The organism is Rhizobium sp. 01L419, assembly GCF_056400025.1.
On sequence record NZ_JBFTSM010000016.1, the window covers coordinates 1 to 26,789 of the forward strand.

The following is a 26,789-nucleotide window of genomic DNA, read 5'->3' on the forward strand; positions in this document are numbered from 1 at the left end:
CGCCAATTCGCTTGATTTCTTTAGAACGAAAGACTTCGTCGCCAGCAGCGCCGCCGCCCTCGTTCAGTGAGTGGGCTTATAATCCCACACCCTCGAAACAGTCAACACATCCCAACCAACTTTTTTGACATTTTTGTAACAGGTTGATTTTGCTTGCAGTTTTATCGCCTCCCGTTGGAAGGGGAGGTTTCCCGGTCAAAATCACCCCATTTCGATCGATTTTTCCGATTTCGACCGATCAGCGTGGGCCTTGGCGTGCATCGTTTATATGGGAGGCACGCGCCCGATTTCCAGGAAGCTTGCCTCGACCGTTCCAATCGGTAGTTTGACAAGGATATATCCATGCCCTTGCGGAGCTCAGAATGCTTGTCCTCGACGAAGACCAGACCCGGTCTGCCCTACCCTGGGCGCAGCTTATCGATGCGATCGAGGCTATGTTCCGAAGCGATTGCGTCGCGCCCGTCCGCCATCATCATGACATGGAGGTTCCGGGAGAGGAGAGTGCAACCCTGCTGCTGATGCCGGCGTGGCTTCCCGGAGAGTATGCGGGGATCAAGATGGTTTCGGTCTTTCCAGGCAACATGCGCCGAAGCCTGCCGGCGATTTTCGGAAGCTACCTGCTTTCCTCTGCCGCATCAGGACAGATGTTGGCCGTCATAGAGGGCGGAGAACTGACGGCGCGGCGGACTGCGGCAACTTCGGCTTTGGCTTCACGCTATCTGTCCCGGCCGGATGCCGCGGAGATGCTGGTCTGCGGTACCGGTCGGCTTTCGCTCAATCTCATGCAGGCACATGGAACAGTCAGGCCGATCCAGCGCTACAATATCTGGGGACGCAATAGCGAGGCGGCGGAGAAGGTTGCCGAGGAAGCGCGGGCACTTGGGCTGCAGGCCGAAGCTGTGAGCAACATTGAGGCGGCGGCGAGAACGGCCGATATTATTTCCTGTGCGACACTCTCCAGCGAGCCGCTTGTTCAGGGCGAGTGGCTAAAGCCCGGTGCTCATCTCGATCTGGTCGGCGCTTTCAAGCCCAGCATGCGTGAAAGCGACGATGCGGCCGTCCTGCGCTCCGCCGTCTATGTCGATACAAGAGCGGGCGCGCTGAGCGAAGGCGGCGACATCGTCCAGCCTTTGAAAACCGGGCTGCTAAAGGAAAGCGACATACGCGGCGACCTGACAGAGCTGATATCGGGTGCCTGTGACGGGCGGAAAGATGCGCAAGAAATCACGCTCTTCAAATCCGTCGGCGCAGCGCTTGAGGATTTGGCCGCCGCCATCCTCGCCTATGAAATGGTGACGAGCGGAAAGTGAAGAACCTGCCTTCCTTGCCGGAGCTTCCGGTTTCGCACGTGCTGCCCGATATCAGTGCGGCGCTTGGCAAAGAGAAGCGTGCCGTGCTTTCAGCGCCACCCGGCGCCGGCAAGACGACGCTCGTGCCGCTGCACCTGCTTGGCCAACCCTGGCGCGATGACGGGAAGATCATCCTGCTGGAGCCGCGCCGGCTGGCGGCCCGTGCCGCAGCGAGCCGCATGGCGTCCTTGCTTGGCGAGCAGGTGGGCGAAACTGTCGGTTACCGCATGCGCCTCGACAACCGGATATCGGCCAAGACACGGATAGAGGTTGTTACCGAGGGCGTCTTTGCCCGCATGATCCTCGATGATCCCGAACTTTCCGGTATCTCGACCGTCATCTTTGATGAGTTTCACGAGCGATCGCTGGATGCCGATTTCGGCCTTGCGCTGGCGATTGACGTTCAATCGGCGCTTCGCGAGGATTTGCGTATCCTTGTCATGTCGGCCACGCTCGATGTCGAACGGGTCGCTGCGCTACTCGATCATCCGCCCGTTATCGAAAGCACGGGACGAAGCTTTCCGATCGATATCCGCTATCAGGACCGGGCGGGTGGCGAGCGTATCGAAGACGTAATGGTTCGGGCGATCGCCGATTTTCATGCGAGCGAATCCGGATCGATTCTCGCTTTCCTTCCCGGCCAGGCGGAAATCACCCGGACGGTAGAGCGGCTTCAAGGACGATTCGGCTCAGAGACGCTGATTGCGCCGCTCTACGGCAATCTCAGCCAGAAGGAGCAGGACGCGGCGATCCGCCCCGCGGCACCAGGCGCACGTAAAATCGTGCTTGCGACCTCGATTGCCGAAACCTCGATCACCATCGACGGCGTACGGATCGTCATCGACAGCGGGCTGCAGCGATTGCCAGTTTTCGAGGCATCGACGGGCATCACGCGGCTGGAGACCGTTCGGGTGTCGCGCGCTTCGGCCGATCAGCGCGCCGGCCGCGCTGGACGAACGGAGCCAGGCATCGCCATCCGCCTGTGGCATCAGGGCCAGACGGCGGCACTTCCGGCCTTCACGCCGCCCCAGATTCTTTCGAGCGATCTTTCCGGTCTCGTGCTCGATCTTGCCGATTGGGGCGTTCAGGACACCAAATCGCTCGCCTTCGTCGATCAGCCGCCGGAGACAACGATCAAGGAAGCGCGAGCATTGTTGGTGCAGCTTGGGGCGCTGGACACGGACAGCGCATTGACGGCGCGGGGAAAGGTGATGCGCGACCTCGCCCTGCCGCCGCGGCTCGCGGCCATGGTGGTCTCGGCTGGTGAAGCAGGACATGCGAAGGATGCGGCGCTGATATCCGTGCTGCTGACGGAGCAGGGGCTTGGCGGCACCAGCATTGATCTTGAAGAGCGGCTCAGGCGCTTCAAGAGCGAGAAAGGCGAAAGGGCCGAGGCTTCGCGGCGGCTGGCGGGGCGGCTCGCGGAAGGGCTCAATTCCATTTCGAGTACTGAACCTGCGCTCGCGGGACGGCTTCTGCTGCATGCTTTCCCGGATCGAGCAGCACTTCAGCGCGGTGGGCGCGGGCGCTATGTCATGGCGAACGGTCGGGGTGCCGAGCTTGCGGAAACCGAACGGTTGGCAGGCAGCCAGATGCTTGTGATCGCCGATCTGACCGGCCGGGCGGCACGGGGAAGAATTCTGGCAGCGGCGGAAATCTCCCGCGCCGACATCGAAGCCGAACTACCGGGCGAAATCCGGACGGACGACCAGACCTTCTTCGACAGACAGAGCCGGCAGGTGCGTGCACGGCGCGCGACAAGGCTCGGCGCCATTGTTTTCGAGGAAGCTCCGCTTCCGCGTCCCTCAGGCGAGGCGGTGGTGCGGGCGCTCGCAGACGGCTTGCGGGAGCTGGGGCTCGATCAGCTTCCCTTTTCCAAGGAGGCGCTGCAGTTGCGGGAGCGAATCGGCTTCCTGCACCGAACGATCGGCGAACCGTGGTCCGATATGAGCGATGAGGCGCTCCTCAATCGCATGGAAGACTGGTTCATCCCTTTCCAGTCAGACGCGCGGGGGCTTTCGGATATTTCCGCCTCCGGCCTCTCCAACGGGCTAATGGCACTCGTTCCACACGATCTGCAGCGCGATCTCGCACGCTTCGCACCGACGCACTTCGAGGCACCAACAGGTCAACGCCACCCGATCCAGTATGATGGCGAAGAACCGACGCTGACGATCCGTGTGCAGGAGCTCTTCGGCCTCAAGCAGCATCCGGTGGTCGCCGGCGGGCGATTGCCCCTGGTGCTGGAGCTTACCTCGCCGGCTCACAGGCCGATCCAGACGACCCGGGACCTGCCGGGTTTCTGGGCGGGCTCATGGAAGGATGTACGCGCGGACATGCGCGGACGTTATCCCCGGCATCCCTGGCCGGAAAAACCTGATGAGGCGGCGCCGACGACAAGGGCAAAGCCCCGTGGTACATAATCCGCCGGCCTTAGCGCGCCATGCGTCCATTTGGGCACACCAAGGACGTTCCAACCCTTCGAATCTATGCATCGGGATTCCGAAAATTGATCCCGATTATCGGGCCGATGCTGTAGGAGTGTGGCGTGATTGAAAAGACCGAAGTCCAGACACAAGAAGACAGGCTGAGCAGCCGGCGGCTGCGTTTGCAGACTTTGGTGCGGTTGCGATGGCTGGCGGTCATCGGCCAGGCAGTAACGGTCTTCATCGTCGCTTTTCTCTTGAAGTTCCCTCTGCCCTTGGTCGCGAGTTGCTCCCTTATTGCCGCACTCGCCTGGGTGAATTTCTATCTGACGCTCCGTTACCCACCGACGCACCGGCTGGAGCCGCCCGCCGCTTTCGCGCTCCTTGGTTTCGATCTGTTGCAGCTGTGTGCGCTGCTTTTCATTACCGGCGGCCTCGCCAATCCGTTCGCGGCGTTGGTCTGCGTTCCCGTCATCATTTCCTTCGCTTCGCAGCCGATCCGCTACAGTACGGCATTGATCGGCTTTGCGATGGTCTGCATCACGGTACTGGCCTTCTCTCCCTTTCCGCTGCCCTGGTTCGACGGGGTGGAAATCAATGTCCACAACGTCATGCAGTTCGGCGTGTGGTGCTCGATCGCTTCGACCATGGCCTTTGCCGCCTTCTATGCCTACCGGGTTTCGATGGAAGCGAGCCAGCTCGCGGATGCGCTTGCGGCGACCGAACTGGTGCTGCTGCGGGAAAAGCATCTCTCGCAGCTCGATGGGCTGGCGGCTGCCGCAGCCCATGAGCTCGGCACGCCACTTGCTACGATCAGCGTCGTCGCCAAGGAAATGGAGCGCGAACTTAAGGACGACGACCGGTTCCGAGAGGATGTGCAGCTTCTGCGCAGCCAGAGCGAGCGCTGTCGCGACATTCTTCGCCGGCTGACGACATTGTCTGCGGAGGGCGAAGCGCATATGCGCCGACTGCCCCTCTCTTCGATGATGGAGGAAATCGTCGCACCGCATCGCGAATTCGGTATTAATCTGGAACTCGTGGAGAAGAGCCCGCGTAAGGGCGAACCAGTCACAGACCGCAACGCCGGCATCATGTACGGGCTCGGCAACCTGATCGAGAACGCCGTCGACTATGCGCGGGAGAAGGTGACGGTCACGGTCGAGCACGATCACGAAAAGGTGCTCATCATCATCGAGGATGACGGCAACGGCTATGCGGCCGATATTCTGACGCGGATTGGCGAACCCTACGTTACCAAACGGCAAAAGGAAGATACCGCTGGAGGCCTGGGACTGGGGCTTTTCATTGCCAAAACGCTACTGGAGCGCTCCGGAGCATCGCTGGTTTTTGAAAATCGTGATCCGGAAAACGCGGGTGCCCGCATCCGGATCGAATGGCCGCGGGTGTTGATCGACGCAAATTCGACAAAATGACTTTGTCGGCATAAACAGGATATAAGCGGTTGACGCATTTCGGACGCTCAACCGCCGGGACCGTAGCGATGACAGATCAGAATCACGAGATTTCCGCCGGCTCCAACGAGGAGCATATCGGGCCCGACCCGAGCCTGCTTATCGTCGACGACGACGGCCCCTTCCTGCGTCGCCTGGCACGGGCGATGGAGGCGCGCGGCTTTCATGTGGAAACGGCCGAATCGGTAGCGGAAGGCGTGGCGAAATCGAGAGGCCGGCCACCGAAATATGCCGTGGTCGACTTGCGGCTCGGCGACGGCAACGGCCTCGACGTTATCGAGGCTATCCGCCAGCGCCGCGACGACACGCGAATCATCGTGCTAACGGGTTACGGCAATATCGCCACGGCGGTGACGGCGGTGAAGCTCGGGGCTGTGGATTACCTGGCAAAACCCGCCGACGCTGACGATGTGTTTGCCGCGCTCACGCAGCGACCGGGCGAAAAGGCAGAACTGCCGGAAAACCCCATGTCGGCGGACCGGGTGCGGTGGGAACACATCCAGCGTGTCTATGAAATGTGCGAGCGCAATGTGTCGGAAACGGCGCGCCGGCTCAATATGCACCGCCGCACACTGCAGCGCATCCTCGCCAAACGCGCGCCGAAATAACTAGACATCATCCAGGTTGAACGGCTTGCCGTTTGCCCACTCGGCCATCATCAGCCGCTGTGCGGCAGCGCGCGAAAAGTTGAGCGTGACGGCTTTGCGCGTAGCTGGCGGCAGGCGGTGTTCCGGCGCCTCGCGCAGCATATGTGCGCCGTAACCATCTGAAAGAAAAAGGCCGCACTCTTCCGGGAAGATATCGACAGGCACATCCTTGTGTGTCGCAAAGAACAGACGGTCGCAATGCAGGCGGTAATCCGGCCATTTGCGATCGACCCTAAAGTCCTCGATCGACGTCTTGATCTCGATGATCCAGACCTCTCCCTTTTCTGAAATCGTGATCAGATCGGCGCGGCGGCCGCTTGCCAGCGGCAGTTCCGGCAACACGGCAAGGCGCATATCGTGGAGCAAAACCTGCATGCCACGGCGCACCATCATGGCCCTGTCCGATTGCCGGCCATCGATTAACGGATTGTTATTGTAAACGCTCAAAATCGTCATGGATAACCGTCAAGTGGGGTTGGCCGTTGTTGCAAAAAAGCCATGCGCTTTTAATTTGCGTCGCAGATGGATTTTGTCGCACCGCAGCAGCCTTGCAAAGGCAAAGTTAATCGAAAATAAACCATAAATAACGATGGTCGAAAGACTGTCCCCTCCTTGCCCCAAAACCTTCACGAGTCATCCATGCGCATCCGCAATGCATTCCCTGTATTTGGCCTGCTGGCGACCCTGGCACTGGCCGGCTGCTCCACGACGTCCGAATCCGCGTCCGTCGACAGCGCAGGTCCGACCGTTCAGACGGCACAAATCTTCAATGACGCCTATGGCTTAACGTCGGATGCCGGATACTCCCTGCCGGCAATCCCGATTGACCGCGTCAAGCCGGAATTCCGCCGCCAGATCGTCGGCTACCAGAGCGACGAGCGTCCCGGTACGATCATCGTCAATACGCGCGAGCGTCACCTCTATTATATCCTCCCCAACGACAAGGCCGTCCGCTACGGCATCGGAGTCGGCAAGCAGGGCTTCGCATGGTCCGGCACGGCCTATGTCGCCTGGAAGCAGGAATGGCCAAACTGGCATCCACCCAAGGAAATGGCCGTCCGTCGTCCCGAAATTGCCAAGTATGTCGAAGACGGCATGGGTCCAGGCCTCACCAACCCGCTCGGCGCACGTGCCATGTACCTCTTCAATGAAGAGGGCAAGGACACGCTCTTCCGCCTGCACGGCACTCCGGAATGGGCCTCGATCGGAACTGCCGCTTCGTCGGGCTGCATCCGCCTGATGAACCAGGACGTGATCGATCTCTACAGCCGCGTCCGTCCGGGCAAGACCACTTCCAAGGTCATCGTTATCCAGTAAGCTAAAAGCTGAATTCGGTATAAAAAAGGCCGCCGGACTTTTGAGCCCGGCGGCCTTTTTGTATCTGGCATGCTCTGGCTCAAGCAGTCTGCTTTGCCTTGAGCTCGATGCGGCGGCGATGCAGGACCGGCTCGGTGTAGCCGTTCGGCTGTTCCCTGCCCTTCAGGACCAGATCAAGCGCTGCCTGGAAGGCGATCGAACCATCGAAATTTCCGGCCATCCGGATGTAGGCCGAATCGCCGGCATTCTGCTGGTCGACGACGGCGGCCATACGTTTCATCGTTTCGACGATCTGCTCCTGCGTGACGACCTTGTGGTGCAGCCAGTTCGACATGTGCTGGGCAGAAATGCGTAAAGTCGCACGGTCCTCCATGAGGCCGACATTGTTGATGTCAGGCACCTTGGAGCAACCGATGCCCTGGTCGACCCAACGCACGACGTAACCCAGAATGCCCTGGGCATTGTTGTCGAGTTCGCGCTGGATTTCTTCCGGCGTCCAGTTCGGCCGTACAACGACCGGCACCGAAAGAATATCGGAGAGCTTGGCGCGGGCGCGATCCTTCAAGCCTTCCTGCACCTTGGCGACATTGATCTGGTGATAATGCGTAGCATGCAGAGTGGCGGCCGTCGGCGACGGCACCCAGGCAGTGTTGGCGCCAGCCTTCGGATGGGCGATCTTCTGTTCCAGCATGGCGGCCATAAGATCCGGCATGGCCCACATGCCCTTGCCGATCTGCGCGTGACCGGAGAGGCCGCATTCGAGACCGATATCGACGTTCCAGTTTTCGTAGGCGGCAATCCAGGCGGCCTGTTTCATGTCGCCCTTGCGGATCATCGGTCCGGCTTCCATCGAAGTATGGATTTCATCGCCGGTGCGATCGAGGAAGCCGGTATTGATGAAGACGACACGTTCGCGGGCCGCACGGATGCATTCCTTGAGATTGACGGTCGTGCGGCGTTCCTCGTCCATGATACCCATCTTGATCGTGTTACGTGGCATGCCCAAGGCATCTTCGACGTGCGAGAAGATCTCGGCGGCGAAGGCCACCTCTTCAGGGCCGTGCATCTTCGGCTTGACGACATACATGGAGCCGGCACGTGAATTCTTGCGGCGTCCCGATGGACCGACGTCGTAGAGCGCAACCAGGCCAGTGATCACGGCATCCATGATGCCTTCCGGAACCTCGTTGCCGTCGCGATCGACGATCGCCGGATTGGTCATGAGGTGGCCGACATTGCGCACCAACATCAGTGAGCGGCGATGCAGCTCGAACTCCTGCCCTCCGGGCGCCGTGTAAGCGATATCCGGATTGAGCTTGCGAACGAATGTCGAACCGGCCTTGGCCACTTCCTCCTGCAGGTCGCCCTTCATCAGGCCGAGCCAGTTGCGGTAGACGACGACCTTGTCCTCGGCATCGACGGCTGCAATGGAATCTTCGCAGTCCATGATCGTGGTGATGGCCGATTCCAGCCAGACGTCGGAAATATGAGCCGGATCGGTCTTGCCGATCGGGGTCGAGGCATCGAGCACGATTTCGATATGGATGCCGTTATTCTTCAGGAGAATATGGGTCGGCGCGTTCGCATCGCCGCGATAGCCGGCGAAATGCCCGATATCCTTCAAGGCGAGAGCTTTGCCATCGACGGCAGCAATCGCCAGAGCACCGTTCTTGACGGCGAGGGAGCCGACATTCTTCCAGGAGCCGTCATCGAAGGGAACGGCGGAATCGAGGAAATTGCGCACCCAGGCGATGACCCTTTCGCCGCGCTTGGGGTTGTAGCCCCTGCCCTTTTCGGCACCGTCCGTTTCCGGGATGGCATCGGTGCCATAGAGCGCGTCATAGAGCGAACCCCAGCGAGCATTGGCGGCATTCAATGCGTAGCGGGCGTTCATGACGGGAACGACGAGCTGGGGGCCGGCAAGAGAGGCGATCTCGGCATCGACATTGGCAGTCGAAACCTGAAAATCCGGCCCCTCGGGCAGGAGATAGCTGATCTCTTTCAGGAAGGACTGATAGGCGTCCATATCCGTCGGTGCGCCGTTCTGGCGATACCAGTCGTCGATCTTTGCCTGCAGCTGATCGCGTTTCAAAAGCAGCGCGCGGTTCTTCGGCGCGAGATCATGCACGATCGCCGAGAAATCGGCGAAGAACTTGTCCGCATCGATTTCGAGGCCCGGCAACGCCTCCTTCACAAGGAAATCATGGAGGACGGCTTCGATGAAGAGACCATTCTTTTCAATGCGGCTCATGCGGTGTCTCCTTGCAGTGGCAGCTTTTCATGCTGTCACTTTGCCCGGCTTTCATTCACAGTCAATTCAGCAACAATTCGAAAGATTTATGCAGGTTTGGAAACAGTCCGGCGGCTCACGCGCATCGGAAGACCATTTTGCGGCTGCGTCGTCAGCTTCTGCACCGGCCAGGGATTCGTCTGATCGGTCGAATCGAAACGGTGGTGCTGCATCAGGACCGCCAGCGCGATAACCGCCTCCTGAAGCGCAAAGGAGGCACCGATGCAGACGCGCGGGCCGGCGCCGAAGGGCAGGAACTGAAAACGGCCTATGGAAGCACGGTTTTCCGGCAGGAAGCGTTCCGGCATGTAGGCGCGCGGCCGATCCCAATGGAGCTCATGCCGATGCAGCGTCCAGGGCATGACGAGCACGGTGACTCCGGCCTCGATCTCGACGCGTTCTCCCTTGGGGCTTGTCCAGGAATCATCCGCTATTGCGGCGCGATTGATCGACGGGGCTGGCGGATAGAGCCGCAAAGCCTCCTCAAAGGCAGCGTGGGTGTGCGGCAGCAGATCCGGCCATTCGACCGGTTCTGCGCCTGACGCGAGCACTCTATCGATCTCCTCTTCCATCGCCTCGCGGATATGCGGGCTATTGGAGACGCAATAGAGCGTCCAGGCGAGCGCACGAGCGGTCGTCTCGTGGCCGGCACCGATGAAGGTCAGGATATTGTCCTCGATCTCTTCCTTCGTCAGTCCATCCGGCCCGGCCTGCTCCAGGAGCAGGGTGAGAAAATCGTTCGGCGCCTTGCTGCGGTCGGCCTTCATCTTGGCAAGCCGCATATCCATGGTATTGCGCACGATGGCGCGGAATTTCTCCAGCACTTTCTGGCCGCCGATGCGTGTCACACGTGGAACCCAGGAGGGCGCACGCAGCAAGTCCATCGGATCAACACGGCCCATGCGGTGCAGCAGTTGGTTGACGTCGTCGGCGAAATGGCCGCTGGATGTGACGATCTCACCGGAAAACAACGTATCTGCGAGAATGGCGAAGGTCAGTTCCGTCATGTCGGTGCTGATATCGAAAATCGTGCCGGACTCGCCCACATCGGCATATTTGCGGGCGTAGTCTTCCGACTGGCGCAGCATCTGCCCGGCGAAGCCCTTGGCATGGCGGGGCGTGAAGACGGGGGCGACGGCCTTGCGCGAGCGTTTCCAGACGGGGCCTTCAGCAGTCAGAAGCCCGTCGCGAAGGATCGGGCGCAGCACGAGCTGCCGGATATCAGACATGCGGTAATTATTGGCGTTATCGACCAGCACATGTTTGATGAGGCCGGGATCGTTGACGATCAGCGTTCTCTGACCGAAGAAACTGGTGTGGATCCAGGGCAGCGTATAGGATGGCTCGCCCCAGAGCTCGAGCGGATTGCGGAAAATCGTCCTGATGATTTCGAGCCGCGACGGCGGAACGGTACGCGGCAGCGGTGCCGGCGGAACAAAGGGGTCCGGACGCATGTCCATGAGCATAGCCTTTCGCGGGAGATATCGTCTTCCCGGCAGGCCTGAAGGTTAGAGCAGGCCCTTCAGCTCGTCCAGTTTGTCGTTGATCAGCCAGCCGTAATAATTCTCTTCCGGCCACACCGTCGTGCCGGAGAAGCGATTCTTTGCGGCAAGGGCTGCGGCACGCTGGCGGGAATTGCCGACATTATAAAGCGTCGCCGTAACCCCCGGATTGCCAGAGATATCCACGCCGGCAATCTCCTTGTAATCGTCGATCGATCTGCGGATCGAGGCGGCAACGAAGGCGAGCGAGATATCGGGGTCCATGATTGCCTTGTAGACCGAGCCGGCATTCTTCTCGTTCAGCTTCGGATAGCCGGAAACGCGGGATACCAGATCGGACAGCATCAGCGCCGTCAGCGGGTTGACCTGACCGAGACCGAACGTCTGGCCGGCATAGAAAGGCTGAAAGAAGACCGCACTGAAACGGTTGTTCGGGAAACTCTTGCCCCCTACGGTCTTGCCACGGAAATCGCTTTCCCAAACGTCCTCGCGGCAACTCCAGAGCGTGTATGAATCGCTCTTGCCATTGCAGGCGGCAAATTGTGGCCGGTCGACGAATTCATCGACGCTCTCACCATCATAGGCGAAACGGAAGCTCTCGCCGGCATAGGAGGCGGCCTTCACATAATAGGCCTGAAGGCGGTCATAGGCATCGACATTATAGGTATGTTCGCCAACGATAGCGCCGATCACATGGATCGGGTTGATGCCGTAAGCGTTCGAGACCTTCTTGATCTTGCCCATGAGCTCACGGTCGGTCGACAGGAGGTCGTAGACCTTCTCATATTTGAGATCGAACGTCGTCTTGGTGCCCTTGGTGCGGCGGACCGATGCGCCTGGAATATCCGGCTGCTCGGCATGACGGTTGCCGGGCGGAACGACCTGCGCTGCAAGCGCAGGAACCGAGCCCGCGATGGTCATGGCAATCACAAGGCTTGTCAAAAGGCGTCGCACGATCTGCTTTCCCGTCTTTCCCTGTCGTCTTTGTGAAGCGGCTGACTGGACCAGAATCTTGTCCGAATAAAGCCGGTACAAAAAAACAAAACGGGCCTTTCACTAAAAAGTAAAAGGCCCGCTGTCGAGAGTTCAGATCGTCAAAGTTTCGGCATTATCTGCGCAAAGGCAGAAAACGGTGTTTTCCGATCACAGGATGAAGCGCGAGAGATCGGTGTTCTGTGCGAGGTCGCCGACATGCTCGCGCACATAAGCGGCATCGATCTTCACATCGGTCCCGGCGCGATCGGGGGCATTGTAGGAGATATCGTCCAGCACCCTCTCCATGACCGTCTGCAGACGGCGCGCGCCGATATTTTCGACGGAGGAGTTCAGGTGGACGGCGACATCGGCGAGAGCGTCGATCGCGTCATCGGTGAAGTCGAGTGTCAGGCTTTCCGTTTCCATCAGTGCCTTATACTGGCGGATGAGGCTTGCCTCGGTTTCCGTCAGGATGCGGCGGAAGTCTTCCTTGTTCAGCGGACGAAGCTCGACGCGGATCGGCAGGCGGCCCTGCAGTTCGGGCAGCAGGTCCGACGGCTTGGAAACATGGAAGGCGCCGGAAGCGATGAAGAGGATGTGGTCCGTCTTCACCGGGCCATACTTGGTCGAAACCGTCGTACCTTCGACGAGCGGCAGCAGGTCGCGCTGGACACCTTCGCGGGAAACGCCGGCGCCGGCGCCACCGTCGCGAGCAGCAATCTTGTCGATTTCATCGAGGAAGACGATGCCGTCATTCTCGACCGAACGAACGGCCTCGCGCTGAATGACTTCATTGTCGATCAGCTTGTCGGACTCGTCGCGGACCAGGTCGGTGTAGGAGGCCTTGACCGTGGTGCGCACCTTCTTGGTGCGGCCACCCATCGCCTTGCCGAACATTTCCGACAGGTTCAGTACGCCGATATTGGCGCCCGGCATGCCGGGGATATCGAAACCGCCCATGCCGGAGCCGGTATCGGCCACTTCGATATCGATTTCCTTGTCGTCGAGTTCGCCGTTGCGCAGCTTCTTGCGGAAGCTTTCACGTGTGGCGGGCGAGGCCGTCGCACCGACCAGCGCATCGAGAACGCGCTCTTCGGCACTCATATGGGCCTTGGCCTGGACTTCCGTCCGCTTCTTTTCGCGCACCAGGCCGATGCCGACCTCGACGAGATCGCGGATGATCTGCTCGACATCGCGGCCGACATAACCGACTTCGGTGAACTTCGTCGCCTCGACCTTGATGAAAGGCGCGCCGGCGAGCTTGGCGAGGCGACGGGAGATTTCCGTCTTGCCGACGCCGGTCGGGCCAATCATCAGAATATTCTTCGGCATGACCTCGTCACGCAGGCTCGGATCGAGCTGATGACGGCGCCAGCGGTTGCGCAACGCAATCGCCACGGCGCGCTTGGCCTCATGCTGGCCGATGATGTAGCGGTCGAGCTCGGAAACGATCTCGCGGGGAGAAAAGGTGGTCATTGTCTGTCATTCTCCTGGCGGTCCAGGGCCATGAGGAGTGCCCGGCCGTAATTCGTATTTGTTTCGCCAAGTCTTTGAAAGCCTGCCTTGGTATAGGCTCTGATTGCGAAAATGTTGTCCGGATGCGGGTCGACCAGCACGCGGTTTTTTCCCCTTTCGAAAAGCTCCTGGCAGAAGCGGGCCATAAAGGCCGGGCCGTGACCTTTTCCCAAGAGCGTTTCGACACCGATGAACTGATCGATGCCGCAGGTGCCTTCAGGCTGACCATCCAGCGCAGCGTCATCTTCCATGTCGAGATCCGCCACCTGAATATAGGCGAAATCCCGGCCGTCCAGCATCACCATGTAGGGTTCGACGGCCGCATCACGCAGATGTTTCTCGATCGAAACCAATGCTTCCCCATGGTCGCCCCACCAGCGGCGAACATGCGGGCGCTCCAGCCATGCAGCCAGAAGCGTCAGGTCAGCCACAGTGACAGCACGGAAGGCATAGTCAGTCATTCCGCATCCAGTGTTTCCACGATGACGTTGTGGTTCGTATAGACGCAAATGTCGGCCGCGATATCGAGCGCGCGGCGGGCGATCTCTTCAGCGGACTTATCGGTGTCGGCCAGCGCCAGAGCTGCGGCAAGTGCGAAATTACCCCCCGAACCAATGGCCATGACGCCATGTTCGGGTTCCAGCACGTCGCCGTTGCCGGTGATGGCAAGCGTCACCGACTTGTCGGCGACAAGCATCATGGCTTCGAGATTGCGCAGGTAACGGTCGGTACGCCAGTCCTTGGCGAGTTCGACAGCGGCGCGCATAAGCTGGCCCGGATACTGCTCCAGCTTCTTTTCGAGCCTTTCCAGGAGGGTGAAGGCGTCAGCGGTCGCACCGGCGAAACCGGCGATCACTTCGCCCTTGCCGATGCGGCGAACCTTGCGGGCGTTGCCCTTCATGACGGTCTGGCCGAGGCTGACCTGGCCATCGCCAGCCACAATGACCTTGCCGCCTTTTCGAACTGTAATAATTGTCGTCATCAAACACCTGTTGCCCCAACTCACGGGCGGTTCCGGCGGGCCGAACATCGGCCCCGTTGAACCCTATGTAAGGGGGCTCGCCGCGATTGCAAATGGCCTTCCTTTTGTGGCCCTGCGCTGCTGGATATTTCGCAATGCGCCTGATAAGGAACCACCTTGATTTCAAGGAGAAAGCCATATGGCCGAGACCGCAGCAAGCCGCACGGGCAGCGTTTCCCGCAAGACCAACGAGACGTCCATTTCCGTTTCCGTCAATCTCGACGGCACTGGCAAATCGACGATTTCGACCGGCGTTGGCTTCTTCGACCATATGCTGGAACAGCTTTCGCGTCATTCGCTGATCGACATGGACATCGAAGCCAAGGGCGACCTGCATATCGATGACCATCACACGGTCGAGGATACCGGCATCGCAATCGGCCAGGCGATTTCGAAGGCGCTCGGTGACCGCCGTGGCATCACCCGCTACGCCTCGATCGATCTCGCCATGGACGAGACGATGACGAAGGCGGCCGTCGATCTCTCCGGCCGTCCGTTCCTCGTCTGGAACGTTTCGTTCAGCGCGCCGAAAATCGGCACTTTCGACACGGAACTGGTGCGCGAATTCTTCCATGCGCTCGCGCAGAATGCCGGGATCACCCTGCATATTCTTAATCACTATGGTGCCAACAACCACCATATTTCAGAGACATGTTTCAAGGCCGTCGCCCGCGTTCTGCGCACGGCGACAGAGATCGATCCGAGACAGGCGGGCCGTGTTCCCTCCACCAAGGGCACGCTCGTCTGAGCCCCATCAGGGAGCTTCAAATGGCATCCAGCTTTGTTTTTCTTGTTCCGCCTGATGGTCAGCGCGAGAATACGCGCACGATCCGCGACGGTTTCTCATGGCTTGCCTTCCTCTTTCCCTGGATCTGGCTGCTCGCGCATCGCCTCTGGTTTTATGCGGCTATTGCCTTCGCGCTGCAGGCGATCAGCGGCGTGCTTATCGAAGAGCCAGGCTTTGGGCCGGCGGGCATGGCGCTCGCCTTCGCCGTCAACCTGTTCGTCGGGTTCGAAGGGCAGAATTTCCGCATCCGCAATCTCGCCTCCCGTGGCTGGCGCGAGGAGGCCGCGATCGGCGCTTCCTCGATCGATCTTGCGGAAGAAATCTATTTTTCCAACATCGAGACCGGCGCCGATTTGAAGGCGCCTGAATGGAACCAGGCTTCCAGCCCGCAGGCGCGGCAGGGCCATTCCACTTCGCTCGGTCTCTTCGGTTTTGATGGAGGACGCAAATAATGCGCGTCGCAATTATAGACTACGGCTCGGGCAACCTGCGCTCGGCTACCAAGGCTTTCGAACGCGCCGCTCGTGAGGCCGGCATCGAGGCAGAGATCAATCTGACGGACAAGGCCGAGATCGTCGCCGCGGCCGACCGCATCGTGCTGCCGGGCGTCGGCGCTTATGCCGATTGCCGCCGCGGACTCGATGCCGTGCCCGGCATGACGGAAGCCCTGCTCGAAGTCGTCGAGAAGAAGGCTCGTCCCTTCCTCGGCATTTGCGTCGGCATGCAGCTCATGTCCTCACGTGGTCTTGAAAAGACGACGACCCAAGGCTTCGGCTGGATTCCCGGCGATGTTGTGGAGATGACGCCTGGCGATCCGGAGCTGAAAATCCCGCAGATCGGCTGGAATACGCTTGACCTGAAACATGAGCATCCGCTTTTCGACGGCATCCCGACCGGGCCTGATGGCCTGCACGCCTATTTCGTGCACTCCTACCATCTCGCCGCCGAAAATGCCGGTGACGTCATTGCCACCACCGACTATGGCGGGCCTATGACGGCCTTTGTCGGGCGGGATAATATGGCCGGTTCGCAGTTCCACCCGGAAAAAAGCCAGAAGCTTGGGCTGGCGCTGATCGCGAATTTCCTTCGTTGGGCGCCGTAAGGTCTGGCTTTTAATACGCGCGCCTTATTTCCCCTGTAAGGGAAAGGGCAGTTACAGGAGCGCGCTCGATGCCGGCTTCGCAAAAGGCAGGAAGGATATTTTACAGGCTGCGGCCTGCCAGAGAGGGCCAGCCGCCGTTTGTCGATATCAGGCTCCCCGGCGGGACGATCATCCGCCAGGTCGACGAGGCTCTGCATCGCAAAGCTCTCTCCAATGCTGCCAAGACCTTGAAAGAAAGGCTCGGCCGCTGATGCAGGAGACCTTTCCGGGAAAAGAGAATTCGAGGCTGAGATCGGACGAGATAAGCGCCAGCGATCTCGCCGAAGCCGTGCTGGAATTCTATATAGAAGGCGAGGACGACCTCATCGGCCTGCTTGCCTACGCGCTTTACGAGCGCCAAAAGCGTGATTTCATCGTCAGCTATCGCAAGCGCAATGCCGGCCGTTCGCCCATTGAGGCGGAAATCGCGGCAGTGACGAGCAATTACCTTTCGTCCGACCTGCGCAACACGTTGCGCGACCGTGCTTCGCAGATCCTTTCAAGCTATGCCGAGACCTATGTCGAGGCCATGGAGCCGCAGATCCAGCTCGTTGCCACCAACAGCGAGGCGCTGCGGAAGGTGCGCGATATTGATAAGTCCATGAAGAAACGCACCGGCTTCTGGCGCCAGGTCCGAGTCGGCTTCACCGTGACGCTGCTGCTGATCGCCCTTTTCGCCGCTCTTACCATTGCCGCTGTCTTTTTTCGTTCGGATATCGTAGATGCGTGGAATGCACTGATGGTGCCCACGACGCTACGGACCTGAGACGAATGATCCTTTTTCCCGCGATCGACCTGAAGGGCGGACAATGCGTTCGCCTGAAGCTCGGCGACATGCAACAGGCGACGGTCTACAACACCGATCCGGCTGCCCAGGCGAAATCCTTCGAAGAACAGGGTTTCGAATGGCTGCATGTGGTCGATCTCGATGGCGCCTTCGCGGGACATTCGGCCAATGGCGGTGCGGTAGAGGCGATCCTTAAGGCCACGAAAAATCCCGTACAGCTCGGCGGCGGTATCCGTACGCTCGAGCATATCGAGAACTGGCTGTCGCGCGGGCTGCGCCGCGTGATCCTCGGCACGGTTGCCGTGCGCGATCCAGCGCTCGTCATCGAAGCCTGCAAGATGTTCCCGGGTCAGGTTGCCGTCGGCATCGATGCCAAGGGCGGCAAGGTGGCTGTCGAAGGCTGGGCGGAAGCATCCGAACTCGGCATCATCGAACTCGCGAAGAAATTCGAAGGCGCCGGTGTTGCCGCGATCATCTATACCGATATCGATCGCGACGGCATCCTGGCCGGCATCAACTGGACCTCGACACTGGAGCTGGCAGATGCTGTCTCCATTCCGGTCATCGCGTCAGGTGGACTTGCCTCGATAGACGACATCAAGCGCATGCTGAAGCCGGATGCTCGCAAGCTTGAAGGCGCAATCTCAGGCCGCGCCCTTTACGACGGCCGGATCGATCCCACGGAGGCGCTCGATCTCATCAAGGCAGCACGGGCGAAGGAGACGGCATAATGACCCTGAAAGCCCGCGTGATCCCCTGCCTCGACGTCAAGGACGGCCGTGTCGTCAAGGGCGTCAATTTCCTCAATCTGGTCGATGCCGGCGATCCCGTCGAAGCGGCCAAGGCCTATGATGCGGCCGGTGCCGACGAGCTCTGCTTCCTCGACATTACCGCATCCTCGGATAATCGCGAGACGATCTTCGATGTCGTCGCACGCACCGCCGAGCAGTGTTTCATGCCGCTCACCGTCGGCGGCGGTGTGCGGACCATCGCCGATATCCGCAAGCTGCTGCTCTGCGGCGCCGACAAGGTTTCGATCAATTCGGCGGCGGTCAACAATCCGGATTTCGTGGCTGAAGCCGCCGACAAATTCGGAGACCAGTGCATCGTCGTTTCGATCGATGCCAAGCGCCGTCGCACACAACAGGTCGGCGGCGACAATCTCAGCGCCTGGGAAATCTATACGCATGGCGGCCGCAACGCGACCGGCATCGATGCCGTCGAGTTCGCGCAGAGGATGGTCGACCGCGGCGCCGGCGAACTGCTTGTCACCTCCATGGACCGCGACGGCACCAAGATCGGCTATGATCTGGAGCTGACACGCGCGATTGCCGATTCCGTCCGGGTTCCCGTTATCGCCTCGGGCGGTGTCGGTGATCTCGACGATCTCGTGGCCGGGGTGACGGATGGCCATGCCAACGCGGTGCTCGCTGCGTCAATATTCCATTTCGGCACCTATTCCGTCGGCGAAGCGAAGCGCTATATGTCAGAACGCGGCATCGCGATGCGGCTCGACTGAGTTTGAAAGCAGTATCATGAGCGGATTTTCCCTTTCCGACCTCGAGCGGATCGTCGAAGAGCGGGCGAAGGCCTCACCTGAGGAATCCTGGACCGCCAGGATGGTGGCCGGCGGGCAGCAGAAAGCGGCCAAAAAACTCGGCGAGGAAGCGATCGAAGCTGTCATGGCGGCCGTCACCAACGACCGCGATAACCTCACCTATGAAGCAGCTGACGTTCTCTATCATCTAATGGTCGTATTGAAGATTGCTGAAATACCGCTAGAGAATGTCATGACCGAACTTGCGCGGCGGACCGCGCAATCCGGCCTCAAGGAAAAGGCCAGCCGGCAGAGTTCATGAGTATCGCGACGCAGATTATCGGGGTGGCGGAAAAGATGGATCATTTCCAGACCGCTTCCTATTCCCCCTACCACTTCTTCACATCAGAACAGTGGGCGAAGTTTCGCGCCGACACGCCGATGACATTGAAGGCCGACGAGGTCAAGCGGCTCCGCTCCATGGGCGATCCGATTGATCTCGACGAAGTCAGGCGCATCTACCTGTCGCTGTCGCGCCTGCTTTCCGCGCATGTGGAATCCTCACAGCTGCTGTTCGAGCAACGCAACCGCTTCCTCAGCCTGTCGGATGTGACGAAGACCCCTTTCGTGATCGGCATTGCAGGATCGGTGGCTGTCGGAAAATCCACGACGGCGCGTATCCTCAAGGAGCTGCTCGGCCGCTGGCCCTCCAGCCCGAAGGTCGACCTCGTCACTACGGACGGTTTTCTCTATCCGAACGCGGTGCTGAAGCGCGAGAACCTGATGCAGCGCAAGGGTTTTCCGGAAAGTTACGACACCGGCGCGATCCTGCGTTTCCTGTCGGCGATCAAGGCCGGCCTGACAGACGTCAAAGCGCCTTCCTATTCGCATCTCGTCTATGATGTACTGCCGGACGAGCACAAAATCGTCGACCGGCCTGATATCCTGATTTTCGAGGGCATCAACGTTCTGCAGTCGCGCGACCTGCCAGCCGACGGCAAGATTGTGCCGATGGTTTCCGACTTCTTCGACTTCTCGATCTATATCGATGCCGAGGAAACGCAGATCCACAACTGGTATGTGACGCGTTTCATGCGGCTCAGGGAAACGGCCTTCCGGGATCCGAATTCCTACTTCCACCGTTACGCATCAATCAGCGACGAGGAAGCGGTTGCAATCGCCGAAGACCTTTGGGCGAACATCAATCTGAAGAACCTGCGCCAGAACATCCTGCCGACGCGGCCGCGCGCCGATCTTATCCTGCGCAAGGGCAAGGATCACCTGATCGAGCAGGTGGCGTTGCGCAAGCTATAGGGCTGCTGGATTTACGGGTTGACCCGGCGGAGCGTCAGGTTGATGCGGCCGCCGTTCTTCAGAAGCGTGGAAGTGGCCGGATAGATACGGTCGACGCCATGGAAGCAGAGCCGCCCCTCTCCACCGAGAATAACCAGATCCCCGCTCGACAACTTGAAAGACATGGTCTTGTCGTTGCGGTTCAGGCCGCCGACGCGGAAGAGGCAGGCATTGCCGAGTGAAATCGAGACGACCGGCGCCTTCAGGTCGTTCTCGTCCCTGTCCTGATGCAGGCCCATGCGTGCTTCGTCCGAATAGAAATTGACGAGACAGGCCTCCGGCGGCTTGTCATAGCCCGAAACATTGTTCCAGATTTGCAGCAATTCCTGCGGGATTGCCGGCCATGGCTTGCCGGTTGCCGGATGCATAGGCTGATAGCGGTAGCCGCGCTCCTTGTCCGTTACCCAGCCGAGCGAGCCGCAATTGGTCATGCGCACCGACATCGGCTTGCCCATGCCGGGCATGACCGGCACGTAGAGTGGCGCTTCTGCAACGATATTCCTGATGATGCCGACCAGCGTCTCCTGGCGGATGCGATCCAGATATTCGGGAAGATGGCGGATACCGCTCAAGAGTTCCGGCATATCATTCTCCGCCCGCCGGACGGCCACGCATCTTCTTGACATCCGAGCGGCCGGATTTTTCCTTCAGGCGCCGTTCGATCGAGCCCTTGGTCGGCTTGGTTTTCTTGCGGGGTGGCGGTGGCGGCTTGGCAGCCTCCAGGACCAGCTCCTTCAGCCGCTCGCGTGCGTCTTCACGATTACGGTCCTGACTGCGGAAGCGGCTTGCCTCAATCATCAGCACGCCTTCCTTCGACATCCGCCTGCCGGCAAGCTTGATCGCATTGGCTTTGACCCGCTCGTTGAGCGAGGGCGAATTCGGGATGTTGAAGAAGAGCTGGACGGCCGTCGAGACCTTGTTGACGTTTTGACCGCCGGGACCGCCTGCCAGAACGAACTGTTCCGTCAGCTCCCATCCGGCGATGGTAATCCTGTCATTGATATAGAGCGCGTCGCTGGCCATGCCGCGTTCTAGCGCATAATGGCTACGAATTGGAAGCGGATGAAACCCGGCGCTTGAGCGACCGGGTTTCACGTGAATCGCCAAAGGTTTGTTGGCGTATTATTCGGCAGCGACCTTGATGCCGGGCGCCGCATCGCGCACGCCGCCATCGACATGATCCTCGAACTTGGCAAAGTTCGTGATGAACATGGAGACCAGCTTTTCGGCCTGCGCGTCATAGGCCGGCTTGTCGGCCCAGGTCGAGCGTGGATCAAGGATGCCGGTATCGACGCCTTCGACTGCGACCGGTACGGCAAAGCCGAAATTCGGGTCAGCGCGGAGCTCGGCCTTGGCGAGTTCGCCCGAAAGAGCGGCCGTCAGCAGCGCACGGGTCGCCTTGATCGGCATACGCTTGCCGATGCCGTAAGCGCCGCCAGTCCAACCGGTGTTGACGAGCCAGCATTCGACGCCATGGCGGCTGATGAGCTCCTTCAGCAGATTGCCGTATTCTGCCGGATGGCGCGGCATGAAGGGCGCGCCGAAGCAGGTCGAGAAGGTCGCTTCCGGCTCGACGACCCCCTTTTCCGTGCCCGCCACCTTGGCGGTGTAGCCGGACAGGAAGTGGTACATGGCCTGATCCGGCGTCAGCTTGGCAATCGGCGGCATTACACCGAAGGCATCGGCCGTCAGCATGATGATGGTCTTCGGATGACCCGCAAGGCCGGTTTCCGATGCATTCGGGATGAAGTCCATCGGATAGGCACAGCGGGTGTTTTCCGTCAGCGACGCATCGTCGAAATCCGGCTCGCGGTCTTCGTTCAGAACGACGTTTTCAAGCACCGTGCCAAACCGCTGGGTGGTGGCATAGATTTCTGGCTCGGCCTCTGCCGAGAGGCGAATTGTCTTGGCATAGCAGCCACCTTCGAAATTGAAGATGCCGTTCTCGCTCCAACCGTGCTCGTCATCCCCGATCAGCGTACGGGCAGGATCGGCCGAGAGCGTCGTCTTACCTGTACCGGACAGGCCGAAGAAGACCGCAGCATCACCCGCCGGGCCGACATTGGCCGAGCAGTGCATCGGCATGACGCCCCTGGCCGGCAGCAGGTAGTTCAGCACGGTGAAGACGGACTTCTTCATCTCGCCGGCATAGGAGGTGCCGGCGATCAGAACGATGCCGTTCGTCAGGTCGCAGGCGATCACCGTTTCGGTGCGGCAGCCATAACGTTCCGGATCGGCCTTGAAGCTCGGCAGATCGATGATTGTCAGCTTCGGCGCAAAGCCTGCAAGCGCATCGGGCTTCGGGCGGATCAGCAGGTTGCGGATGAAGAGCGAATGCCAGGCGAACTCGGTCACGACGCGGGTCGGGAGCGCCTGACCGGCATCGGCACCGCCGACGAGATCCTGGACGAAAAGGTCCTTGCCGGTGGCGTGGGCAAGCATATCCTTGTGCAGCAGGGCGAAATGCTCCGGCGACATCGGCTTGTTGTTGTCCCACCAGATCTGGTCATCGGTGTTTTCATCGCGGACGACGAACTTGTCCTTCGGCGAACGGCCTGTGTGCTGGCCGGTGGTCGCGCGAAGGGCACCCTGGGCTGTCAGTTCGGCCTCTCCCCGGCGAATCGATTCCTCGTAGAGAAGAGCGGCGGAGAGGTTGTAACGTACGCTCCGTACGTCGCTGAAACCGATCGTCGCCAGCTCGATTGCCTGGTTATGAACTCCGAACATCTCCATAGCTTTTCCCTTCGCTGAGGCGCCTTGGCCGTTAAAATTAACGCGAAAATAAGAGGAGAAATTTTAAATGGCAATAGGCTAAAACTTAGAAAATATAACGATATCAAATAATTAATCGATTTAAATTCTAAGCGGCCGTTTTAAATCGTTTGAAGACCTGCTGTTGAAACAACTTGTCGCACCACTTTTAATTGCGGCTTGCGAGGGCTGGCAATCTACCCCTTTATCTTTGCCACAATTTGTTCCACCTTTATCCTCCATAAGCGCAACCGGTCACGAAGACCGCCTGGGGAGACGAAATCCGGGAGATTGCGCACTGATGACGGAGACGAACACCATGCCGACAATCGCGCTCGTTGACGACGACCGCAACATCCTCACTTCCGTGTCGATTGCACTGGAAGCAGAAGGATATAAGGTCGAGACCTACACGGACGGCGCTTCCGCGCTGGATGGCCTGCTCGCGCGCCCGCCACAGCTGGCGATCTTCGATATCAAGATGCCGCGCATGGATGGCATGGAGCTGCTTCGCCGGCTTCGCCAGAAGTCGGACATTCCGGTCATCTTCCTGACTTCCAAGGATGAGGAGATCGACGAGCTCTTCGGCCTGAAGATGGGCGCCGACGATTTCATCACCAAGCCCTTCTCCCAGCGTCTGCTGGTCGAGCGCGTTCGCGCGGTATTGCGCCGCGCTTCGAGCCGCGAGGCGGCAGCGGCCGGCGGCAGCACAACTGTCGGCGCGCCAAAGGCAGGCGCTGTTCAGCAGGCCCGTTCGCTCGAGCGCGGCCAGCTGGTCATGGACCAGGAACGCCACACCTGCACCTGGAAGGGCGAGGCGGTCACCCTCACCGTCACCGAATTCCTGATCCTGCATTCGCTGGCCCAGCGACCAGGTGTGGTGAAAAGCCGCGACGCCCTGATGGATGCCGCCTATGACGAACAGGTGTATGTTGATGACCGCACCATCGACAGCCACATCAAGCGGCTGCGCAAGAAGTTCAAGATGGTCGATACTGACTTTGATATGATTGAAACGCTTTACGGTGTGGGTTACCGCTTCCGCGAAGCAGCCTGACGCCAAAAGGCGCGGCAAGATACGATTGAGGGCGGCGGGCCGGTCGAGCTGGCCCCGCCCTTCCGAAAGGGCCGTCATTGGCACAGTTAGTGCAGGAAAGAGATCTGGATGATGCGGAGGGCGTGAGCACCCGACGCGTCAGGGGCCGGCGTTGGTCGCATCCCTTCACCCTGATCCGCCGCATCTTCGGCAATGCGGTCTTTTCGAGCCTGACGCGCCGCATCGTCTTCTTCAACCTTGCAGCTCTGCTCGTCCTTGTCGGTGGCATTCTCTATCTCAACCAGTTCCGCGAAGGCCTGATCGACGCACGTGTCGAAAGCCTGCTGACGCAGGGTGAAATCATCGCCGGTGCGGTTTCGGCTTCGGCTTCCGTCGATACGAACTCGATCACCATCGATCCGCAGAAGCTGCTCGAACTGCAGGCCGGCCAGAGCATCACGCCGGTGCCGAACGACGAGGATCTCGAATTCCCGATCGATCCGGAAAAGGTGGCACCGGTTCTTCGGCGGCTGATCTCACCGACCCGCACTCGCGCCCGCATCTTCGATGCCGATGCCAATCTGCTGCTTGATTCCCGGCATCTCTATTCGCGTGGCCAGGTTCTGCGTTTCGACCTGCCGCCGGTGGAAGAAGAAAAACAGACCTGGAGCGAATGGTTCACGGCCCTTTTCAACAAGGCGCTACAGCCGGGCAATCTTCCGGTCTACAAGGAAGCGCCGGGTGGCGACGGCTCTATCTATCCCGAGGTGATGAACGCGCTGACGGGTGTACGCGGCGCAGTCGTGCGCACGACGGAAAAGGGTGAGCTCATCGTTTCGGTTGCCGTGCCGATCCAGCGTTTCCGCGCCGTCCTCGGCGTGCTGCTGCTGTCAACTCAGGCCGGCGATATCGACAATATCGTGCATGCCGAGCGTCTCGCAATTATGCGCGTCTTCGGCGTTGCGACGCTCGTCAACGTGCTGATGGCGCTCGTGCTTTCCTCGACCATCGCCAATCCGCTGCGCCGGCTTTCGGCGGCGGCCATCCGGGTGCGCCGCGGCGCCAAGGAGCGCGAGGAAATTCCAGACTTTTCGGCGCGTCAGGACGAAATCGGCAACCTTTCCATAGCACTCCGCGAAATGACGACGGCCCTCTACGACAGGATCGATGCTATCGAGAGCTTTGCGGCCGATGTCAGCCACGAGTTGAAGAACCCGCTGACCTCGCTGCGCAGCGCCGTCGAAACACTGCCGCTCGCCAAATCCGACGATTCCAAGAAGCGACTGATGGATGTCATCCAGCACGATGTCCGTCGCCTCGACCGTCTGATCAGCGATATCTCGGACGCATCCCGTCTCGATGCCGAGCTTGCGCGCGTCGATGCCGGATCTGTCGATCTGGAAGTATTTCTGCGCGACCTCGTCGACCTGTCACGCCAGATCCGCAGCACCAAGAAGAAGGTCGAGATCGAATATGCCGTCGATCGCAAGCCGAACGTCAAGACGCGCTTTGTCATCAAAGGACATGACCTGCGTATCGGCCAAATCATCACCAACCTGATTGAAAATGCCCGTTCCTTCGTGCCGGAGCAAAACGGCAGGATCACGGTGCGTCTGGTCCGTACCCGCTCCCGTTGCGTCGTCTATATCGAAGACAACGGTCCGGGCATCCAGGCCGAGAATATCGACCGCATCTTCGAACGCTTTTATACCGACCGGCCGGAGTCCGAAGGCTTCGGTCAGAATTCCGGCCTCGGGCTTTCCATCAGCCGACAGATCGCCGAGGCGCATGGCGGTTCATTGCGGGCCGAAAACATTGTCGATGACGAAAGCGGCAAGCTGCTCGGCGCCCGCTTCATCCTGGCTCTTCCGGCCGATGCCGCGGCATGATCAATATCCACGCCACCGCGATCGTCGTCGGAAAGACCGGCCTGCTGTTCACCGGTCCCTCAGGCTGGGGCAAGTCGATGACCGCCTTTACCTGTATGGCGGAGGCGCAGCGGCAGGGTGTCTTTTCTACCCTCGTAGCCGATGATCAGGTACTTCTTTCGAAACGGGACGGAGCAATCATTGCCGCCTGTCCGGCCGCTATTGCCGGGCTCATCGAATTGCGCGGCACCGGGATCGTAAAACACGATCATATTGCGCAGGCGGCAATGCATTTTGCAGTCCTGCCGGCCAGCGCCACAGGAGAGAACCGGCTCCCTGCGGAGAGGGAGACCGTCGTTCTTGCCGGGGGCTTCGAGTTGCCTGTATTGCGATTGTTGCCCAACCTTCCCCTGCCCCTTGCCGTGTTGATGGCAAAAGCGCCGGAAATCGGAAGCTGAGGACTTCCGGACGGCCCGATACGGCCTATATATTTGTATTTTTATCTTGCACTTCGGCTTTTGATCGCCAAGATGTGCCCCCACCGGTGGACGTAATTGCTGCGTTGCGATATTGGGGCCACGGGTTGCGTATGCCATGGGAGCAGTAATATCATGATCGGACTTGTGCTTGTCACTCATGGCAAGCTGGCTGAAGAGTTTCGTCATGCCGTAGAGCACGTCGTCGGTCCTCAGAAATTCATCGAAACGGTCTGCATCGGACCGGAAGACGATATGGACCAAAGACGACAGGACATTCTCGAAGCCGTTTCCGGCGCAGACGACGGCCATGGCGTCGTCATTCTCACCGACATGTTCGGCGGTACACCTTCCAATCTCGCAATCTCGGTGATGAGCAGCGGCCACACCGAAGTCATCGCCGGCGTCAACCTGCCGATGTTGATCAAGCTCGCCGGCGTGCGCGGCGAAAACAATATGGAAAAGGCGCTTGCCGAGGCTTCCGAGGCGGGCCGCAAATACATCAACGTTGCGAGCCGGGTTCTGAGCGGAAAGTAAGA

Annotated in this window: 28 protein-coding genes; 18 read left to right on the plus strand and 10 right to left on the minus strand. The window is 59.8% G+C overall.

The window, feature by feature from the left end:
• The first annotated feature begins 362 nt into the window (after positions 1 to 362).
• The 4 genes from lhpI to AC1DUP_RS26715 all read left to right on the plus strand — a co-directional run bounded on the left by lhpI (position 363) and on the right by AC1DUP_RS26715 (position 5,855).
• Positions 363 to 1,310, plus strand: a complete 948-nt coding sequence (gene lhpI, locus AC1DUP_RS26700; RefSeq protein ID WP_477835688.1) for a bifunctional Delta(1)-pyrroline-2-carboxylate/Delta(1)-piperideine-2-carboxylate reductase — start codon at positions 363 to 365, stop codon at positions 1,308 to 1,310.
• Entirely contained in the window at positions 1,307 to 3,772 is a 2,466-nt protein-coding gene (gene hrpB / locus AC1DUP_RS26705; protein ID WP_477835690.1) for an ATP-dependent helicase HrpB, read from the plus strand. The genes lhpI and hrpB overlap by 4 nt, the downstream gene beginning before the upstream one ends.
• A gap of 125 nt (positions 3,773 to 3,897) precedes the next feature.
• Entirely contained in the window at positions 3,898 to 5,208 is a 1,311-nt protein-coding gene (locus tag AC1DUP_RS26710) for an ActS/PrrB/RegB family redox-sensitive histidine kinase (RefSeq protein WP_113300888.1), read from the plus strand.
• A gap of 68 nt (positions 5,209 to 5,276) precedes the next feature.
• A complete protein-coding gene (locus tag AC1DUP_RS26715) occupies positions 5,277 to 5,855 on the plus strand; it encodes an ActR/PrrA/RegA family redox response regulator transcription factor (RefSeq protein WP_007813699.1) in 579 nt (192 codons plus the stop codon).
• Here the strand turns inward: AC1DUP_RS26715 and AC1DUP_RS26720 are convergent, their stop codons facing one another.
• A complete protein-coding gene (locus tag AC1DUP_RS26720; RefSeq protein WP_113300887.1) occupies positions 5,856 to 6,350 on the minus strand; it encodes an MmcB family DNA repair protein in 495 nt (164 codons plus the stop codon).
• 183 nt (positions 6,351 to 6,533) lie between these two features.
• Here AC1DUP_RS26720 and AC1DUP_RS26725 point away from each other — a divergent pair, with 183 nt between their 5' ends.
• Positions 6,534 to 7,211 (plus strand): L,D-transpeptidase, encoded by a 678-nt coding sequence (locus AC1DUP_RS26725; RefSeq protein ID WP_113300886.1) that lies wholly within the window; start codon positions 6,534 to 6,536, stop codon positions 7,209 to 7,211.
• A 79-nt stretch (positions 7,212 to 7,290) separates the two neighbouring features.
• Here the strand turns inward: AC1DUP_RS26725 and AC1DUP_RS26730 are convergent, their stop codons facing one another.
• From AC1DUP_RS26730 to hslV, 6 genes are all read right to left on the minus strand, one after another.
• Positions 7,291 to 9,462 (minus strand): malate synthase G, encoded by a 2,172-nt coding sequence (locus AC1DUP_RS26730; RefSeq protein ID WP_477835694.1) that lies wholly within the window; start codon positions 9,460 to 9,462, stop codon positions 7,291 to 7,293.
• A gap of 86 nt (positions 9,463 to 9,548) precedes the next feature.
• Positions 9,549 to 10,961, minus strand: a complete 1,413-nt coding sequence (locus AC1DUP_RS26735) for a cytochrome P450 (RefSeq protein WP_113300902.1) — start codon at positions 10,959 to 10,961, stop codon at positions 9,549 to 9,551.
• 48 nt (positions 10,962 to 11,009) lie between these two features.
• Entirely contained in the window at positions 11,010 to 11,957 is a 948-nt protein-coding gene (locus AC1DUP_RS26740; RefSeq protein ID WP_477835696.1) for a DUF1402 family protein, read from the minus strand.
• 189 nt (positions 11,958 to 12,146) lie between these two features.
• Positions 12,147 to 13,454, minus strand: a complete 1,308-nt coding sequence (hslU, locus tag AC1DUP_RS26745) for an ATP-dependent protease ATPase subunit HslU (protein WP_113308135.1) — start codon at positions 13,452 to 13,454, stop codon at positions 12,147 to 12,149.
• Positions 13,451 to 13,954: a GNAT family N-acetyltransferase gene (locus AC1DUP_RS26750; RefSeq protein ID WP_477835699.1), complete on the minus strand. Its 504-nt coding sequence runs from the start codon at positions 13,952 to 13,954 to the stop codon at positions 13,451 to 13,453. Before AC1DUP_RS26750 ends, hslU begins: the two co-directional genes overlap by 4 nt.
• Entirely contained in the window at positions 13,951 to 14,475 is a 525-nt protein-coding gene (gene hslV, locus AC1DUP_RS26755; RefSeq protein ID WP_007813715.1) for an ATP-dependent protease subunit HslV, read from the minus strand. The genes AC1DUP_RS26750 and hslV overlap by 4 nt, the downstream gene beginning before the upstream one ends.
• 178 nt (positions 14,476 to 14,653) lie before the next feature.
• Here hslV and hisB point away from each other — a divergent pair, with 178 nt between their 5' ends.
• The 9 genes from hisB to coaA all read left to right on the plus strand — a co-directional run bounded on the left by hisB (position 14,654) and on the right by coaA (position 20,080).
• Positions 14,654 to 15,262 carry an imidazoleglycerol-phosphate dehydratase HisB gene (gene hisB / locus AC1DUP_RS26760; protein WP_113508728.1) on the plus strand — a complete coding sequence of 203 codons (609 nt, stop codon included), beginning with the start codon at positions 14,654 to 14,656 and terminating at the stop codon, positions 15,260 to 15,262.
• 20 nt (positions 15,263 to 15,282) lie between these two features.
• A complete protein-coding gene (locus AC1DUP_RS26765) occupies positions 15,283 to 15,753 on the plus strand; it encodes a DUF2628 domain-containing protein (protein ID WP_477835702.1) in 471 nt (156 codons plus the stop codon).
• Positions 15,753 to 16,403, plus strand: a complete 651-nt coding sequence (gene hisH, locus AC1DUP_RS26770; protein ID WP_113300880.1) for an imidazole glycerol phosphate synthase subunit HisH — start codon at positions 15,753 to 15,755, stop codon at positions 16,401 to 16,403. The genes AC1DUP_RS26765 and hisH overlap by 1 nt, the downstream gene beginning before the upstream one ends.
• A gap of 68 nt (positions 16,404 to 16,471) precedes the next feature.
• Positions 16,472 to 16,654 (plus strand): hypothetical protein, encoded by a 183-nt coding sequence (locus tag AC1DUP_RS26775; RefSeq protein WP_113300879.1) that lies wholly within the window; start codon positions 16,472 to 16,474, stop codon positions 16,652 to 16,654.
• Positions 16,654 to 17,208 carry a hypothetical protein gene (locus tag AC1DUP_RS26780; RefSeq protein WP_477835705.1) on the plus strand — a complete coding sequence of 185 codons (555 nt, stop codon included), beginning with the start codon at positions 16,654 to 16,656 and terminating at the stop codon, positions 17,206 to 17,208. Before AC1DUP_RS26775 ends, AC1DUP_RS26780 begins: the two co-directional genes overlap by 1 nt.
• 5 nt (positions 17,209 to 17,213) lie before the next feature.
• Entirely contained in the window at positions 17,214 to 17,960 is a 747-nt protein-coding gene (gene hisA / locus AC1DUP_RS26785) for a 1-(5-phosphoribosyl)-5-[(5-phosphoribosylamino)methylideneamino]imidazole-4-carboxamide isomerase (protein ID WP_477835707.1), read from the plus strand.
• Positions 17,960 to 18,748: an imidazole glycerol phosphate synthase subunit HisF gene (hisF, locus tag AC1DUP_RS26790; RefSeq protein ID WP_113308141.1), complete on the plus strand. Its 789-nt coding sequence runs from the start codon at positions 17,960 to 17,962 to the stop codon at positions 18,746 to 18,748. Before hisA ends, hisF begins: the two co-directional genes overlap by 1 nt.
• 16 nt (positions 18,749 to 18,764) lie before the next feature.
• On the plus strand, positions 18,765 to 19,088 hold the full coding sequence (locus AC1DUP_RS26795) for a phosphoribosyl-ATP diphosphatase (RefSeq protein WP_113300875.1): 324 nt from the start codon (positions 18,765 to 18,767) through the stop codon (positions 19,086 to 19,088).
• On the plus strand, positions 19,085 to 20,080 hold the full coding sequence (coaA, locus tag AC1DUP_RS26800) for a type I pantothenate kinase (protein WP_113300874.1): 996 nt from the start codon (positions 19,085 to 19,087) through the stop codon (positions 20,078 to 20,080). The genes AC1DUP_RS26795 and coaA overlap by 4 nt, the downstream gene beginning before the upstream one ends.
• A gap of 11 nt (positions 20,081 to 20,091) precedes the next feature.
• On the opposite strand, the gene AC1DUP_RS26805 is transcribed toward coaA, so the two are convergent.
• The 3 genes from AC1DUP_RS26805 to AC1DUP_RS26815 all read right to left on the minus strand — a co-directional run bounded on the left by AC1DUP_RS26805 (position 20,092) and on the right by AC1DUP_RS26815 (position 22,852).
• Positions 20,092 to 20,703 carry an alpha-ketoglutarate-dependent dioxygenase AlkB gene (locus tag AC1DUP_RS26805; RefSeq protein WP_113508722.1) on the minus strand — a complete coding sequence of 204 codons (612 nt, stop codon included), beginning with the start codon at positions 20,701 to 20,703 and terminating at the stop codon, positions 20,092 to 20,094.
• A 1-nt stretch (position 20,704) separates the two neighbouring features.
• The gene (arfB, locus tag AC1DUP_RS26810; protein ID WP_113300872.1) at positions 20,705 to 21,142 is read right to left on the minus strand and encodes an alternative ribosome rescue aminoacyl-tRNA hydrolase ArfB; all 438 of its coding nucleotides are present in this window, start codon (positions 21,140 to 21,142) and stop codon (positions 20,705 to 20,707) included.
• 99 nt (positions 21,143 to 21,241) lie between these two features.
• Positions 21,242 to 22,852: a phosphoenolpyruvate carboxykinase gene (locus tag AC1DUP_RS26815; RefSeq protein WP_113308143.1), complete on the minus strand. Its 1,611-nt coding sequence runs from the start codon at positions 22,850 to 22,852 to the stop codon at positions 21,242 to 21,244.
• Between the two features lie 337 nt (positions 22,853 to 23,189).
• Between AC1DUP_RS26815 and AC1DUP_RS26820 the strand changes: the two genes are divergently transcribed.
• The 4 genes from AC1DUP_RS26820 (at position 23,190) to AC1DUP_RS26835 (ending at position 26,787) form a co-directional block, all read left to right on the plus strand.
• On the plus strand, positions 23,190 to 23,927 hold the full coding sequence (locus AC1DUP_RS26820; protein ID WP_477835862.1) for a response regulator transcription factor: 738 nt from the start codon (positions 23,190 to 23,192) through the stop codon (positions 23,925 to 23,927).
• A gap of 77 nt (positions 23,928 to 24,004) precedes the next feature.
• The gene (locus AC1DUP_RS26825; protein WP_113300869.1) at positions 24,005 to 25,795 is read left to right on the plus strand and encodes a sensor histidine kinase; all 1,791 of its coding nucleotides are present in this window, start codon (positions 24,005 to 24,007) and stop codon (positions 25,793 to 25,795) included.
• Positions 25,792 to 26,232, plus strand: a complete 441-nt coding sequence (locus AC1DUP_RS26830; protein WP_477835712.1) for an HPr kinase/phosphorylase — start codon at positions 25,792 to 25,794, stop codon at positions 26,230 to 26,232. Before AC1DUP_RS26825 ends, AC1DUP_RS26830 begins: the two co-directional genes overlap by 4 nt.
• 153 nt (positions 26,233 to 26,385) lie before the next feature.
• Entirely contained in the window at positions 26,386 to 26,787 is a 402-nt protein-coding gene (locus AC1DUP_RS26835; protein ID WP_007813746.1) for a PTS sugar transporter subunit IIA, read from the plus strand.
• Positions 26,788 to 26,789: the final 2 nt, after the last annotated feature.